Annotated in this window: 14 protein-coding genes and 2 pseudogenes; 12 read left to right on the top strand and 4 right to left on the bottom strand. The window is 38.1% G+C overall.

Annotated elements, in window-relative coordinates; translation table 11 throughout:
• Nucleotides 1-131 precede the first annotated feature (131 nt).
• The 12 genes and pseudogenes from PQ474_RS13405 to PQ474_RS13355 all read left to right on the top strand — a co-directional run bounded on the left by PQ474_RS13405 (nucleotide 132) and on the right by PQ474_RS13355 (nucleotide 10,565).
• A pseudogene (locus PQ474_RS13405) lies at nucleotides 132-737 on the top strand (trimeric intracellular cation channel family protein).
• A 494-nt stretch (nucleotides 738-1,231) separates the two neighbouring features.
• A complete protein-coding gene (locus PQ474_RS13400; RefSeq protein WP_273844109.1) occupies nucleotides 1,232-1,906 on the top strand; it encodes a GntR family transcriptional regulator in 675 nt (224 codons plus the stop codon).
• A 1-nt stretch (nucleotide 1,907) separates the two neighbouring features.
• Nucleotides 1,908-2,600 carry a DUF2848 family protein gene (locus tag PQ474_RS13395; protein ID WP_273844106.1) on the top strand — a complete coding sequence of 231 codons (693 nt, stop codon included), beginning with the start codon at nucleotides 1,908-1,910 and terminating at the stop codon, nucleotides 2,598-2,600.
• Between the two features lie 9 nt (nucleotides 2,601-2,609).
• On the top strand, nucleotides 2,610-3,401 hold the full coding sequence (locus PQ474_RS13390) for a carbon-nitrogen family hydrolase (protein WP_273844104.1): 792 nt from the start codon (nucleotides 2,610-2,612) through the stop codon (nucleotides 3,399-3,401).
• Between the two features lie 18 nt (nucleotides 3,402-3,419).
• A complete protein-coding gene (locus PQ474_RS13385) occupies nucleotides 3,420-4,457 on the top strand; it encodes a DctP family TRAP transporter solute-binding subunit (RefSeq protein WP_273844101.1) in 1,038 nt (345 codons plus the stop codon).
• Between the two features lie 106 nt (nucleotides 4,458-4,563).
• On the top strand, nucleotides 4,564-5,016 hold the full coding sequence (locus PQ474_RS13380; protein WP_273844099.1) for a TRAP transporter small permease: 453 nt from the start codon (nucleotides 4,564-4,566) through the stop codon (nucleotides 5,014-5,016).
• Nucleotides 5,013-6,299: a TRAP transporter large permease gene (locus tag PQ474_RS13375; protein WP_273844096.1), complete on the top strand. Its 1,287-nt coding sequence runs from the start codon at nucleotides 5,013-5,015 to the stop codon at nucleotides 6,297-6,299. The genes PQ474_RS13380 and PQ474_RS13375 overlap by 4 nt, the downstream gene beginning before the upstream one ends.
• 16 nt (nucleotides 6,300-6,315) lie before the next feature.
• Nucleotides 6,316-7,428 (top strand): Ldh family oxidoreductase, encoded by a 1,113-nt coding sequence (locus PQ474_RS13370; RefSeq protein WP_273844093.1) that lies wholly within the window; start codon nucleotides 6,316-6,318, stop codon nucleotides 7,426-7,428.
• A gap of 11 nt (nucleotides 7,429-7,439) precedes the next feature.
• Nucleotides 7,440-7,742: a putative hydro-lyase gene (locus tag PQ474_RS26400; RefSeq protein ID WP_337956358.1), complete on the top strand. Its 303-nt coding sequence runs from the start codon at nucleotides 7,440-7,442 to the stop codon at nucleotides 7,740-7,742.
• A 21-nt stretch (nucleotides 7,743-7,763) separates the two neighbouring features.
• Nucleotides 7,764-8,192, top strand: a complete 429-nt coding sequence (locus PQ474_RS26395) for a D-glutamate cyclase family protein (RefSeq protein ID WP_337956359.1) — start codon at nucleotides 7,764-7,766, stop codon at nucleotides 8,190-8,192.
• A gap of 42 nt (nucleotides 8,193-8,234) precedes the next feature.
• Nucleotides 8,235-9,293 (top strand): annotated as a pseudogene (gene namA / locus PQ474_RS13360) (NADPH dehydrogenase NamA).
• Nucleotides 9,294-9,371: 78 nt separating this feature from the next.
• The gene (locus PQ474_RS13355) at nucleotides 9,372-10,565 is read left to right on the top strand and encodes a benzoate/H(+) symporter BenE family transporter (RefSeq protein WP_273844091.1); all 1,194 of its coding nucleotides are present in this window, start codon (nucleotides 9,372-9,374) and stop codon (nucleotides 10,563-10,565) included.
• Nucleotides 10,566-11,234: 669 nt separating this feature from the next.
• On the opposite strand, the gene PQ474_RS13350 is transcribed toward PQ474_RS13355, so the two are convergent.
• The 4 genes from PQ474_RS13350 to PQ474_RS13335 form a co-directional block, all read right to left on the bottom strand.
• Entirely contained in the window at nucleotides 11,235-11,540 is a 306-nt protein-coding gene (locus PQ474_RS13350; protein WP_273844089.1) for a PucR family transcriptional regulator, read from the bottom strand.
• A 188-nt stretch (nucleotides 11,541-11,728) separates the two neighbouring features.
• Complete coding sequence (locus PQ474_RS13345; RefSeq protein ID WP_273844086.1) at nucleotides 11,729-12,676, bottom strand: Gmad2 immunoglobulin-like domain-containing protein; 948 nt, start codon at nucleotides 12,674-12,676, stop codon at nucleotides 11,729-11,731.
• Between the two features lie 85 nt (nucleotides 12,677-12,761).
• Nucleotides 12,762-14,120 (bottom strand): sensor histidine kinase, encoded by a 1,359-nt coding sequence (locus PQ474_RS13340; protein ID WP_273844083.1) that lies wholly within the window; start codon nucleotides 14,118-14,120, stop codon nucleotides 12,762-12,764.
• Nucleotides 14,117-14,797, bottom strand: coding sequence for a response regulator (locus tag PQ474_RS13335; RefSeq protein WP_273844081.1), 681 nt, complete (start codon nucleotides 14,795-14,797; stop codon nucleotides 14,117-14,119). The genes PQ474_RS13340 and PQ474_RS13335 overlap by 4 nt, the downstream gene beginning before the upstream one ends.
• Nucleotides 14,798-15,888 lie beyond the last annotated feature (1,091 nt).

The raw sequence follows: 15,888 nt of genomic DNA, 5'->3' as shown, positions 1-15,888 counted from the left end.
CTTTTATAGAAATAATAAGTCTAGTTTTCTCATTGAAAGACAGAGGATGTTAACATTCTCTGTCTATATTTGTTTAACAATAAGTGACCCGTTTTGGAACATTAGAAAGGATGAATGGCTTGTAATGGGAAATCTTAAATATTGTTGGAACAATTGCGTTTGCCATAGGTGGCGCTATCGTAGCGATGGAAGAAGAATACGATATTTTAGGAGTATAATGTTTTAGTTAGTCACAGCCTTTGCTGGAGGTGCGATTCGAAATCTTTTAATAGGTGTACCCATATCGGCTTTATGGGACCAAGGGCCATTATTTCTAACGGCTGTTAGTCTGATTATAGTTGTGTTTGCTTTTCCATTCCGTGCTTTGAAGCAGTGGAAAAGGTGGGGAACCTATACCGACGCCATTGGACTATCTGCCTTTGCTATACAAGGTGCTCCCTACGCTACCGAAATGAACCATCCAATAAGTGCCATTATCGTTGCCGCTCTTTTAACTGGAAGTGGTGGTGGAGTAATTCGCGATGTTCTTGCTGGAAGAAAACGATACTATTGCATGCAGATATTTATGGTTCTTGGGCAATTGCTAGCAGGCTTTTAATAGGAATAGGAATCGTAAATCAACAATGGGAATTTTATCTTTTATTTATTTTAGTTATCGTTCTTAGAATTCTAACTGTCATTATTATTGGAAGTTACCTAATCGTTCCGCTTATAATAATCAAGTATCTAAGTCATGAAACAAACATTTTCCACAACCGAATGTTCATGTCCTATTAGTCTGGAAAAGGGGCTCAAGACGTGAATAATCATAGCGTATAAACGGAAATGGTATTCCGGACAAAACTATAGGCGTCTTTTCCTTTCTTGAAATTTAAGTATCTTGGTCATTATATTGGTCAAGACCGGTCAGGCATTAGTGTTTGCTTTCGGAATATTTAGATTGGCTTAAACCCGGAATCTTATTTTACATTGATTGGTGGTAGTTTCACGAAATATTTTTGGCTGGCCTTTTTCTTGTTAGGATCTGCGAATTCGGTGGTTATTATCAAGGGCAATTAAATGAAAATACAGATAAATGAAAAAATATAGTAGGAAATCTACCAAGAATAAGGTAAGCTGTATATAAACCAGTTAAGATTTATTTATGAAACGGGAATCAATACGACCTTAACTGGTATACCACATACTACATACTATATATCTTAGTTTGAAGAAAGGGGGTGAACCTCTTTTGAAAAAAGTTTCTAAGTTTGTCTCATATACAGATCAGGTGTATCGGGAGTTAAAAGCCAATATACTTTTGGGAAAAATTTCAACAGGAGATTTTCTTCAAGAGAGATCGATTGCAGAATTATTAGGGGTTAGCAGAACTCCCGTTAGAGAAGCATTAAAACGATTAGAGTTTGAAGGGTGGCTTGAAACGATACCATGGAAAGGAGTCATCGTTAAGGAAATTGAAAAACAAGATGTGATTGAAGTTTTTCAATGTCGGCTAGCTAATGAGTTATTCATGATTAAACTTATTACACCGAACTTGACAGATGATCAGCTTAATGATTTGAAAAGCATATTTGACAATATGGAAGCCGCTTTAAGAGGGGGTAAAAGAGAAGAGTTTATTCATGAAGATAGAAGATTCCATATGTACTTAGCGCAGCTAACAAATAATTCAAGGTTGGTTCAGTTTTTGGATAATTTAAGTGATCAAATGCTTCGACTTGGAATCAGAGCTATTACTAAGGAATCGAGGGCGAATGAAACACTTGAAGAACATGAAAAACTGCTCAGTGCACTTCAAAAGCGTTCAGTACCAGAGGCCGTTGAAGCAATGGAACAACATATTTATCAAACTCAGGAAACCTTAATGAAAATGTTAGATTCGGTTATAACAAGAGAGGAGAATTAGTATGAAACAAGTTGATTTAAAGAATGAATATAGTTTTATCATTAATAATGAAGAGAAAAAGTTTGATGTCACTTCAGTTTATTGTATTGGATATTCAGGTTCTGACGTGAAGAAGGTGCAGGAACATATTGATGAGCTTGCGGAGTTAGGAATTCCGAAACCACCTGAAATCCCGATGTTATACCCTGTTAGAGTGACAAGTTTAAATCAAAAAGGAAATATGGAAATTCTCGGTACGATGACTTCGGGTGAGGCAGAAATAGTGCTGATTTTTGGTGATACAGAAGAAGAGATTTATGTTTCAGTTGGCAGTGACCATACAGATCGTGGTCTTGAGTCTGTTGATATTAATAAGTCAAAACAAATCTGTGATAAACCATTGGCTCAAGAAGCTTGGCCTCTCTCGAAATTGGAAGATAACTGGAATGAATTAAAATTAGCATCAAAGGTCTTAATTAATGGATCATGGGAGCCATACCAAGAGCAAAGTGTTACAGCTATCTTGCCATTGGAAAAGGTTTTAGATTACCTAAAAAATAAAAAATTAGACTTGAAAAACTCAGTCGTTTTTGCAGGTACAGTTCCACTATTAAATGGTTTTAAGTATGGAGACGGATACGAGGTTACCCTACTAGACCCACGAAAAGATCAGTCTATAACTTGTTCATATACAGTGAAAAATCTAGAGATTTGAGGTTGGAAAATGAAAATATCTTCTTATCAAATGGACATTATCCCTGGAAATCCCAAAAAGAATCGGGAGAAAGTCAAGGAATGGGTAGACAATATATGCAAAGAAGAAAGTCCTGACGTCATTGTATTACCTGAAATGTGGACAACTGGCTACACCTTACCAGAATTAAAAGAGATTGCGGATCGTGATGGAGAACCAACAACAAGATTTCTACAAAATCTAGCAAGAGAGAACGAGATTAATATAATTGGTGGTTCGTTTGCCAACATAAAAGATGATGAGGTTTATAATAGTGCAATTGCTATTAATAGAAAAGGTGAGATCCTCTACCGCTATGATAAAGTCCATCTAGTCCCTATGTTAGATGAACATTTATATCTAAAAGCAGGAACTCATAATCATATTTTTGAAATAGAGGGAATAAAAGCGGGGCTCATCATTTGTTATGATCTTAGGTTTCCTGAACTTTCTAGACAACTCGCTGTAGATGGGGCCGAAATTCTCTTTATTGTGGCTGAATGGCCAGAAGCAAGAAAGTACCATTGGAAACACTTACAAATTGCTAGAGCAATTGAGAATCAAGTTTTCGTCGTCTCGACTAATTGTGTTGGACAATACAATGGAGTTCAATACTGTGGGAATTCAATGATGATTGATCCTTTAGGTGAAATTATCAGTTGTGGAAACGAGGAAAATGAAGAAACGATTACTAAGGAGTTAGACTTACATTCGGTACCTGTAATTAGAGAAAAGGTACCTGTATTTAAAAGTCGAGTTCCTTCAGTATATAAAATTAATTAAAGAAAAGGGGTAAAGCAAATGAACAAGAAATTTATGACTTTGATTGGTTTGATGTTAGCGCTTTCTATTTTTCTAGTAGCATGTAGTGGGGGTTCTAACTCGGAACCGGCAGAAGCCGATGCTAACGATACAGAGGATGCAGCAACTGATGCAGAAGTAACATTGAAATTGGCGCATTCTGGTTCTGAAACACATCAATATCATATTGCGGCTGAAAAGTTTAAAGAAGAAATTGAAGCAAGCTCAAACGGTACGATTGCAGTAGAAATATACAGCGGTTCTGTTTTAGGTAACGAAGGAGAAGCTGTTGAGCAGGTTTTAGATGGTACTCTTGATTTAACAACTGTTTCTGCAGATAGTTCATTTGCTAATACAGTACCTGAAATGAACGTATTCGGTATTCCATATCTCTTTGAAGATCTAGATCATGTTTATGAAACATTAGATGGAGAAGTTGGAAAAGAGTTATTAGAACTATCGAATCAAAAAGGAATGAAGGCTTTAGGCTATTGGGAAGTTGGGCAACGACATGTAACAAACGATAAAGTTGAAGTTAAAACGCCTGCTGACATGAGTGGTTTAAATATCCGCGTACAACCAGCACCTGTATGGGAAGCGCATATGAGAGCAATAGGTGCAAGTCCTACACCTGTTGCATTTAATGAGCTATATTCTGCGCTTGACCAAGGTGTAGTTGATGGACAAGAGAATCCATTAAATACGATTTATGCTATGAAATTTTATGAAGTACAAAAATATGTTTCACTTACAGCACATACATTCTCACCTGCGATTGTCGTCATGAGTGAGAGAGCTTGGGGAGCACTAAGTGCAGAACAGCAACAACTTGTTGAAGACGCTGTACAAGCTGCGAAAACATATCAAAGAGAAACGTTAATGGAGAAAAATGATCAAATCCTTGCACATCTTGAAGAAAGTGGTGTAACAATCACAAGTGATATAGACTTTGATGCGTTTAGAGAAGCTACTAAAGAAGTCCGAGACGTGCTAAGTTCTCAAGTTCCAGCTGAACTTATCGAGAAGATCGAAAAATAAACAATAGGTAAATAAGTCTTTAAGCATTAGAAGGGCTGAAATAGACTACTGTACTAATGCAGTAGTCTATATTTATATAGATTTATTTCGGAGGGGTGAAAACGGTTTGAGAAAAATCGCTCATTATTTAAGTTACACGATAGAGTTAATTATTTTTGTTTGTATGACAATCACAGTTTTAACCACTTTTCTACAAGTATTTTATCGGTATGTCTTAAAGAACCCTCTGCCATGGTCCCAAGAGATATTGATGATCAGCTTTGTGTATTTAGTGTTATTTGGTGCAGCGCTAGCGGTGAAGAATAAAGAACATCTGAAAGTAGAAATATTTGATAAAGCACCTGAACTTGTTCAGAAAATATTTAAAGCAGCTGAATTTGTGATCATGCTTATTTTCATCGGAGTTTTTGTCTACTATGGTACATTATTGGTTATAGCCAATTTCACATCTGGTACAATCGTCGGATTCCTACCTATTAAAGTAGCTTATGTATATATGTCTATCCCTATCAGTGGTCTTTTTATGGCTTACTATTTAGTAAAAGGGGTGTTTAAATGATTTTATTAATACCTATATTATTTATATTATTTTTTCTTGGTATACCGATTGCCTATTCGTTAGGGTTTATTTCAATTGTTGGAGTCTATTTAACAGATCCTGAGATGCTCATGAATATCCCTCGAAGAATTTTCAGAGGAATAGATAATTTTTCTCTTGTTGCTGTACCGTTATTTATTTTAGCGGGTGAATTGATGACAAAGGGTGGAATTTCAACACGCTTGATTCGATTTGCGCAAACGCTAGTAGGTCATCTGCCTGCTGGTCTGGCCATGGTCGTTGTCGTTGCTAGTATGTTCTTTTCAGCTGTATCAGGTACAGCAATTGCAGCAGCTGCTGCAATTGGAGGAATGATGATTCCTGCCATGAAGAAGGAAGGGTATGATAGTCGCTTCTCTTCTAGCTTAGTAGCGACGTCAGGAACGATTGGTCCAATTATTCCCCCGAGTATTACGCTCGTGTTGTTTGGGGTTATGACCAGTACTTCAATTGGCGCATTATTTGTTGCTGGAGTTGTTCCAGGGTTATTAATGGGAATTGGTTTGATGATTTATTGTTACTACGTAGGAATTAAACATAACTACAAAGGGCGAGAAAAAAGAGCTAGTTTTAAAGAGATAGTAGTGGGGCTGAAGGATGCTGTCTTGGCGCTTATTATGCCAATCATTATTGTTGGTGGTATTTTATCAGGAGTTTTTACTCCAACAGAATCTGGCGTGATAGCGGTCGTCTATGCTCTCGTTATAGGATTATTTGTTTATAGAGAACTACATTTGAAGGATTTAGTCGCAATTGTCTTAAGTTCAGCTAAAACGACAGCAATTATCGTTTTCTTAATTGGAAATGCAGCGCTTTTTACATGGTTTCTATCGTTCCACCGGATTCCTGATCAATTGGCGTCAATGCTAGGGCCATTTGCTGAAAATAAAATATTACTGCTGTTCTTCATCAATGTCATTCTTTTAATAGCAGGAACATTTATTGATACGATTAGTGCGTTAACGATTTTTACACCATTGTTTTTGCCATTAGTATTAGCAGCAGACATCGATTTAATCCATTTCGGAATTATTTTGGCTGTTAATCTAACAATCGGAATGGTTTCGCCACCGCTTGGGGTCTGTTTATTCGTTACCGCAGCTATTGCGAAAATTAGAGTTCCGGAAATGTTTAAGTTCTTAGTCCCACAAATCGTGATTTTATTAGTTGTACTGATTATCATTACTTACATTCCTCAAATTACGCTCTTCCTGCCAGAGCTGTTAAATAATTTGATGAATTAGAAAGGAGTGGCGAAGAGTGAGCACGATTGATAATACTTTATATGATTTTCCTGGACGTGAAAATTACCCAGTATCAGAAACTGTTAATCTATCAGCCTTTGAATTAAAGCGATGGACGAAGGAAGTGCTGAGTTTGATTGGACTGTCAAACAAGCACGCCACAATCATGGCTGAAGTTCTCGTAGAATCTGATTTATTAGGTGTAGATACGCATGGCACCTATAAAATAGCATTGTGGGTCAAGCGTGCACTTAATAAAGGCACTAATCCGAAAGCGGAATTTCAAATCGTTCATGAAACACCAACGACAGCTGTTGTCGATGCCCAAGCAGGATACGGGCAAATCATGGGTTCTCTAGCGATGGATCTAGCGATGAAAAAGTCCAATTTATATGGCAGCGGCTTCGTGGTTGTTAGGAATTCAACATCGCTAACCGCTGCTAGATATTATGCCTTAAAAGCAGCAAAATCTGGAAAAATTGGAATGGTCCTCACCAATGCCGATCCTGTTTCAGCACCATTTGGTGGGAAAACTCCGATGCTTGGAACAAATCCTTGGTGTATTGCTGTTCCAGGTGAAGAATTTCCCATTGTTATGGATACAGCTACAACCGTCTCGAATTGGACAAAACTGGTTGTCTATTCGAATGCTGAAGAGTCAATTCCGGATGGGTGGGCTCTTAATGCGGATGGCCAACCAACCAATGACCCAAATGAAGCGATGAAAGGATCTGTGTTACCAGTAGGTGGCCATAAAGGATATATGTTTGGCTTATTTACTGATATTCTTACAGGTGTTCTAGGTGGGGGAGCTTTTTTGAATCAAGTTCTAAGCTATGGACATGTCGATCAACCAACGAGTACGAGTCATTTCATTGGTGCAATTAATGTGGATGGTTTTATGCCAGAGGAAGAATTTAAAAAGCGAATCAGTGAGATGGTAGGAAGCTTAAAGAATTCGGAAAAGGCTCCTGGGGTGGACGAAATTCGTATACCTGGAGAGCAAACGCATAAGATTTATCAAGAAAGAATGAGTAAGGGAATTCCAATAGAACCTAGAAGAATGCAAAATATGCTCGCTATTTCAAAAGAATTAAATGTAAAAGCGCCGCCAATTCGAAAAGCTTAGGAGGAAAAGCAATGAATCCTAAAGAGCTAAGAGAAAAAATTCGAAATGGTGAATTTAATGGACATACTTCAGGTGTCTGCAGCGATTATGTTCAAGCCAATTTAGCGATTGTGCCAAAAGAATATGCGTTTAACTTTCTTCTGTTTGCGAATCGAAATCCTAAATCTTGTCCAATCATTGATGTATTAGAAGCGGGAGAAATTGAATCAGTCCTTGCACCAAATTCGGATATTCGTTTCGATATTCCTCTTTACCATATTTATGAGAACGGGATATTAACAGAAAGGCTTCAAGATTTAAGTAACATATGGTAAGAAGATTTTGTTTCTTTCTTAATAGGATGTAGCTTCACATTTGAAAGTGAGTTATTAAAAGAGAATGTTCCTTTAAAACATATCCAACAAAAGAAAAACGTTGCTATGTATATTACTAGTTTACAAACTAAACAAGCTGGCCCATTTAGCGGTCCTGTCGTCACATCGATGCGACCAATCAAAAATGAATTGATTCAAAAGGCGATTGATGTGACAGCAAAATTTCCTAATATGCACGGTTCGCCGATCCATGTAGGAAATCCGGAAGAAATCGGAATAAAAGAAATTTCAAATCCAGATTTTGGTGAATATGTTGAAGTAGCAGAAGGAGAAACTCCTGTATTTGGGGCATGTGGAGTAACTCCTCAATCAAGTTGCCATTCATTGGAAACTCCCATTTGTGATTACACATGCTCCTGGCCACATGTTTGTAACGGGTGTAACAAATGATGATTTTCTAAATAAACTCTAAGCACTTAAAGGAGTGATTACGTGAATTTATTGTTTTCTTCTTTTGAACTTGGAGGAATGACATTAAAGAATAGAATTGTGATGTCGCCGATGTGTCAATACAGTTGTGTAATGGAGGATGGAAAAGTAACCGATTGGCATAAGGTTCATTATGCTACAAGAGCAGTTGGACAGGTAGGTTTGATTATTGTTGAGGCAACATCTGTTACTCCTCAAGGAAGAATTTCGTTACAAGATTTAGGTATATGGGAAGAGGCGCATATAAGTGGGTTAAAGGAAATCGTTGATTTAGTCCATTTAAACGGGTCGAAAGTAGGCATTCAACTTTCACATGCGAAAAGAAAAGCTGATATTAATGGTCAAATCATAGCGCCTTCTCCGATTCCTTTTTTCGAGGGCCGAAAAGTACCTGTAGAAATGACGATAAAAGATATTCAAACAACAAGCAATAGGAGCATTTATAGACGGGGCACGAAGAGTGGCCGAAGCTGTATTTGATATGATCGAACTTCATGCTGCGCATGGCTACTTAATTAATGAATTTTTATCTTCGTTATCCAATGAAAGAGATGATGTGTATGGAGGAAGTCGCGACCGCAGATTTCGTTTTTTAGAAGAGCTTTTGATAGAAATAAGAAAGGTTTGGAAGAAGCCTCTATTTGTTAGGATTTCAGCGACCGAATATGCCCTAAAAGGCAACAGGATTGATGATTACGTCTATTATGCGAAAAAAATGAAAGAGTTGGATGTCGATTTAATAGACTGTAGTTCTGGATCTGTTATCCGTACCCCTATTCCTGTATATCCTGGCTATCAAGTCCCTTTAGCTGAAGCCATTAGACGAGAAGCGGGTATTCCAACAGGAGCCGTTGGAATAATTACAAGCGGGCTTCAGGCTGAGGAAATCTTGCAAAGCAAACGAGCTGATTTAATTTTCTTAGCTAGAGAATTGTTACGAGACCCTTATTGGTCAAGAACAGCTGCATGCGAGATCAATGCAGCTGTGAAAGCACGAAACAATATAGTCGGGCTTGGGATGGACATCCAATGAGTAGCTTTCTGAAAACTTCGGAACGTTAGATAAAATGACTTGTATGATGAGTTTACTAGAGATAGTAGAGGAACCTAAACGATCTAAAACTTTTAAGGTAGGTTATCATGTTGCGTTTTATTAAACTGATCGTCCGTAAAACAACAATTTCCATTATTTCATCTGGGATTCTAGCAACTATAATGACATGTGTCACCCCTACACTAGTAGCCTTGGAGGTGGCACAAAGGCATAATCTCCCCGAAAAGATCGTTATTAGCTGGATCTTTGGCGCATATGTATTAGCTGGTTGTATGGGATTTCTCATTGCTTGGCAGACGAAACATCCCATTAATGCCACGATGTCAGTACCAGCGATTGTTTTTATTGGCTCTGCGCTATATGTAATCCCGATTCACACAGCTATCTTTGGGTATGCCGTTTCAGGCGTAATGATTGCTTTGATCGGGATTTTCAAGCTTTATGATAAAATGATTAAGTTCATCAAACCACAGATAGTAATGGCAATGTTTGCTGGAGCGATGATTCATTATACCGTGAATATAGTGGTATTAACCTCGAACCATATACTTTATGGAGGAATCGCAATTATAGCATATTTGCTAACGATGAGAAAAACAAAACTTATTCCTCCTGTGCTTATGTCTATGATCATCGTTACGATTGTCTTAGGGTTGAATGGATTAATTCCTTTTCAGCCATTTACAGAGTCAGCATGGGTATCTCCGGCCATCTCTTTTTGGGAACCTTCTTGGAAGGTTATTTTTAGCATATCGATTCCATTGATGCTCATTGTGCTTAGTGCAGAAATAACGATCGGGGCTTCTATTTTACGATCTGAACATTATCATCCAAATGTTAATAAGATGACGTTATATACAGGAATAGCGACCATTTTAGGGTCTTTTTTTGGATCCCATAGTGTAACGACATCAGGGGTACCTGTGGGAGCTTTAAGTGATCCGATGACAGGCCCGAAAAAGAGACGTTTCCTAGCTGCAATATGGGCATCCTTTTTTACGTTTTTATTTGGTATTTTTGCTTCTTATGTCTACGCATTTTTATCAATGTATCCTATAGAAATTCTTCAGATCTTAGTCGGTCTGGTTCTCGTATCAATCTTAATTAAAGCGTTAAGAAATGCTTTTGGCAATGGCCGGTTTCAGTATGGAGCCTTTACTTCTCTAATCGTTGCGATGTCTAATATCACAATCTTTGATATAGGAGCTCCGTTTTGGGCGGTTATCTTTGGCATGGGGGTATCTTACTTTGTTGAGGGTGAGGATTTTAGAGTGGAGTAGTAAAATTGAATACACTGTTGTTGACGGTAGAATAGTGAAAGAGCAGGATTCCTGCTTTCCTATTATATGAAGGCTGTTTTAGTATATAATATTACTAATTTTACCTAATTTCACCTACTGTCTTTTATTGGAAGTTGGTACTGTCACTTGTCGAATTCGACAAGTGACAGGCACCTTTTTTTATTTTCATTTCCAATAATGGAATTGAAGTTACTGACTTCAAAATTAAATTTTGGTAAATTAAGACAGGGGGATAGGTTCCTTGTCCCAAAAGAATAAAGAGTGAAAGAAACAGTCTGCTGGTTTTGAAGAGAAAAAACCAAACGAAGTTGTGCTCAATCAGACCAGGGAGATTCTGTGCCTGCCGTCGCTAATGAGGGAAGTGGAGGATCAGATTTCAGAAACGCTAAAGAGGATTTAGTTCAAGCTAAGTTAATGAGAATATGAAGGATGAACACTTTTTTTAAGAACCATTCAAGAGAAAACATTTTAATATGGTTGATATTATGACAGTACGACTTAAGTCTCAGGCTGAAATATGCTTGGAATTTATCAAAGATTTGTAATACATAGCGTATTCGTATTAAAGAAGCATTCGTTTTAGTAGTTAAAACAAATGCTTCTTTGTTATTTTACTATGTCTAAACAAACCATTTAATTTTCACCAAATTATACAAGTGAATGGCGATAAGTCTCTCTAAGGTGACAAGCTAACTGTATTCTTAGGACATCCTCATTATTATTTAATTCTAGTTTTAGTAAATCTTCAATCTTCTTGATTCGTTGATATAGTGTATTAATATGAATGTGAAGTTGATTGGCTGTTTTGGTAGCGGAACGATTGTTTTTAATGTATGTAAGTAGAGTTATTTCTAAATCCTTGCTTCGATCGTGATCAGACCAAAGTGGTGAGAAGACCTCGTTTATAAATTGTTCGATTTCCTCAAAAGATTGATTTAAAAAAAGTCTATTCAACCCAATATCTTCAAAGTGAAAAATGTGCTGCCTTTACTTATTCTAATGGTGGCCGCCGTCTTAAGAAATTCTGCACTAAGAAATGACCTGCATATTTATTTTTTTAAAAGTTATCCAAAGCCAAGGTTCCTGCCCCCCACTAAACTAATGCTTTAACGCATTAGTTTAGTGGGGGGCAGGAACCATAACTACTTCACAACCCTAACAGGAATCTTCAACTCATTCATCCTAGATCCATCTTCCGCACTTTCCTCAAACAGGATCACTGTGCCTGAATCATTGCTGACATCATCAAACTCAATGATAATTTCAAATTCTCCCCAGCCTGGAGCCCCTTCTGAAGCGGTAGTGAATCCTTCATCAAGAATAAAGTGTCCGTCTTCAAATTCATATAAAACAGTCCCTTCATAGACACGAGCTAAGCCGCGGACAACGATTTGGTCTTTGACTTCAGTGTCTGGCGCAGGTTCATAGATTCGGAATGCGACGTTTTGCAGGACGATCTCCTGTGATTCTTTTTCATCAATCCAAAGGTAACTCTCGGGAGCATTTGCTACGATTGGGTCACCGGTGTAAAGGTGGCCAAGTAACGTTTCGCCCACTCTGCCTTCTACTAAAATTTGCGTTCGATCATAGCCGAACTGCTCCATGATCATGGCAATTTGTTCAGCAAACATTAATTCTCCGCTTGAACCTAGGTTGCTTGCTTGAAATTCTTTTGAAAAACTAACATGTGCGATTCCATCGACCTCTTCAACATATTCAATGATCACTTCTGAATCGATCAAGCCAATTAATTCTTCATGATCAGGTCCGTTGATCCAAGCATCCAGGGCAGCCTTTGCCACATGCTCTCCATTTCTTACAGCAACCTCTTGTTCAATCCGATACGTATTCAGTAAGTCCTTATCAGAAAAGTAGAGGACTACTTGATGGGTTTCCAGCTTTTCATCAGGTGTTGGAGATAAATTAGTTTCATCAACGGTCGGTACCTCTTCTTCCATAAGTTCTTCATTCTCCTCTTCCTCAAAAGAAGGGGGAGTTCGTTCCTCTTCATCTGGTTGAGTAGTCGGAGCACAGGCACTAAAGATGAAAAGACTTGCTAACATGATCATTAAAGCCAACATTTTTTTCATTTAAAATAACCTCCTTATCATTCCTTCTTACTTACAATATAGTCACCATTTGTATCATAGGAATTTAAGAAATGTAACATTTTTGTTACGGTATAAGTAGGTGCACGCAGGTTCCTTGATTGGGTGCAGTATCTATTTCAATCCGACCCTTATGCCTCTCGACCATTTGCTTAACAATGGGCAGACCTAACCCGGTTCCTTCTTGATTCCATGCTGTTGCCTCATTGGAGCGGTAAAAAGGTTCGAAAATATGAGGGAGGTCTGTTGGCGAAATCCCAATCCCTTGATCACAAACACTGATCTTGCTTTGATCATTTTCCTGTTTCAGGCTCACTGTTACGTTTTGGCCTATAGGGGAATAGCGAATTGCATTCGAAACGAGATTATCGACTCCAAGCAAAAACGAGGCTCGGTCGACAGATAACTGGATCGGATCCAGTTCAAATTCAATGGTTATTTGTTTGGCATCCGCGAGATGTTGAAAAGATTGCCTTAGATGCTGCTCTATGTCTTCAGCAAACAATGCTTCTTGTTCAAGAGGTTTGTCCCATTGACGATTGATCTGCAGCAATTGCTCCACCATTTGTTTCATTTTTTCTACCTGAAACGATAGGTCTTGGACAAATTCGCGGTGGTTTTCTTCACTCTCTCGGACATAGGGCAAATTCTCAAGAATCAACTGCATCGTTGTCAAAGGAGTTTTCAATTCATGAGAGGAAGTACTTAGAAACCGTCGCTGTCTTTCATCATATTGCTTTAATTCTCCAACCATCTTTTCGATTGCATCAATTAATTCCTTAATCTCATCACGCCGCTTCCGCTTCAAGGAAAAAGTTCGTTGTTGCGGTGTGATGTTCTTTAAATGAACAATAATTTGCCGGATGGGTTTTGAAAACCAGGTCGAGATAAAATAGGAGAGAAAAAAGAAAGCAAAAACAGCGATCAGCAGCGCCTGGACCATCCAGGTTTGAAAGGATTTTAATTCCGAATACAGCCCATTCGCTTCCTGGATCATTAATAGATACCCTTCATGTTCTCCTGTCTGAAAGGGGATTAGGGTATGCTGAACATAGCCGAAAGCATCGGTTTTGGAAAAGAGAGAGACGGGAACGGTGTCTTGAGCTAAGATTGCTAGGTTTAATGTTGTGTTCGGCTGGAGCTGACCGAAGCTATCTGAATAGACGTTTTTGTCTTCGTCTAACATGATCAATCGGCTGTTTAACTGGCCGTTGTACGTTTGAAGGTACCCCGTACTACGGTTAGGTGAATAAGGATAGGTGCCTACTAATTGGCCAAGAATAGAAGACCCTTGAGTGATCGAGACATGTTCGTAGCCTGCTTTCAGCCGTTGTTCATAGGAAGTGGAGACAACGAAATAGAGGGCAAGGCAGACAACAATAAATGTGCTCGAAAAAATCAGCCACAATTGAAAGTGGATCTTCATGGTTTTTCTCCAAAACGGTACCCCATGCCTCTGACAGCATGAAAATACTTCTCTCCGGAGAGTTCCATTAATTTTTTTCGTAAACGGCTAATGCTGACATCAACGGTTCGTTCACTATATTCAAGTAAACCGCCCCAAACCTCATCATATAAAAATTCCCGTGAATAGACATTATTCGGTTTCTTCATCATGATTTCTAGCAGCTTATACTCATTAGCAGTCAGTGTAACGTTCTGTAAGCCGAATAAGATAAGCAGCTTTTCTCGGTCCAATGTAAGACCCTCATATTGAAGGCGCTGCTCGGCAGTGCTCGTTGATTCATTTCTCCTTAACAAAGCATGGATTCTAGCCAATAATTCTCGCGGGTCAAACGGCTTCACAATATAATCATCAGCCCCGAGCTCTAAACCAAGGATCTTATCGACGATTTCACTTTTTGCCGTAATCATGATGATCGGAACATTCGATTCTTTGCGGATTTGCTTACATAGCTCTAAGCCGTCTTTTTTCGGCAAAGTCCAATCTACCAAAATCAAATCATAGGCTTTATTTGTATAGGCCGCCCATCCTGCTTCACCGTCATATTCGATATCTACTTGATAGCCTTCTCGGCTAAGAAAAAAAGCAAGGTTTTTAGCTAAAATCTTTTCGTCCTCGACGAGTAAAAAACGCTTCATGAAGACCCTCCTCTTCGTTTTGCAAAAAAATACTAGCTATCTAAGTTTAGTCTAACGAGTTTCCTTCAAAGGCGCAAACAAGCTTTTTATTGTCTATGGTGAAATTGGATTGATTTGATTAAAAATCAGCCCGTAGAGGCGGGGGAATTAATATCCTCAAGTCCTTTTGGCGGGCATAGGTCTCTTATTCAATCAAATACTAGACTTTGAATATAAGCAGACATGAATCTGTTATGTGTGAACAATTATAAAGAATTGCCACCATAATCCCCAAATTTGCACTATAGCATGAGCGTTTGGAAATTTATTAGCTATCATATGTGGTTAATTTAAATACAACAACCACCAAAAAATAAAAGAAAGGTTATAAAGTGCTGTCAACACCTCTTCTGTTAAATATTAGAAAAAGTTAAAAAGACGCAATATTTACTTAGGGATGATTAAAAATGGATAATATAGAGGCATTAGGGATTAAAAAGTATTTTGGTATCTGAATGGGGAAGTTTTAAAAAAACAGACCCAGAAATATTTTATAGAGCTGTAAAGGAACTTAACCTTAACATATCACCTAATGAAAGTATATTTGTGGGAGACCATCCAAAAATGATGTCAAAGTAGCCCAACAGGTCGGAATGAAAGGGATTTAACAATTTAATAATGTCGATGCAGATTACATCATTGAGGATTTGGCGGAAGTACCGTTAAATATTGCAAAACTAAATAAACATTAATCTAAGATTATCGGTTCAGGGAGCAATGCTAGATAAGGTATCGTTACACCCGTTCCTATTCCGAACACGGTCTTAAAGCTCTTCAGCGCCGACGATAGTTGGGAGCTTCCCCCTGTGAGAGTAGGGCGTTAATACCTGAGCGGAAGTAGGTAAGTGCTGTAAACAGACTTTCCATAGCCGCACTTGGGACGTAATTTCAGTCGCGTTAGCGTTTTTGTTCCTATAAGCGATTCATGGTATGGAGTATTATCCGTTTAACAAAATAAATTTATATAATACTATGCACTAGTGTTGCATTAATTTAATTTCACTATTTGAAAAACTCAAAATGTTCAATTTTGTTATTTTGTGCAAAGAAAA

Source organism: Halalkalibacter alkalisediminis, assembly GCF_028610705.1.
In the GTDB taxonomy this organism is placed as follows: Bacteria; Bacillota; Bacilli; order Bacillales; family Bacillaceae_D; genus Halalkalibacter; species Halalkalibacter alkalisediminis.
The sequence above is the reverse complement of the archived record's forward strand: the minus strand, read 5'-3'. Positions and strand labels throughout refer to the sequence as shown.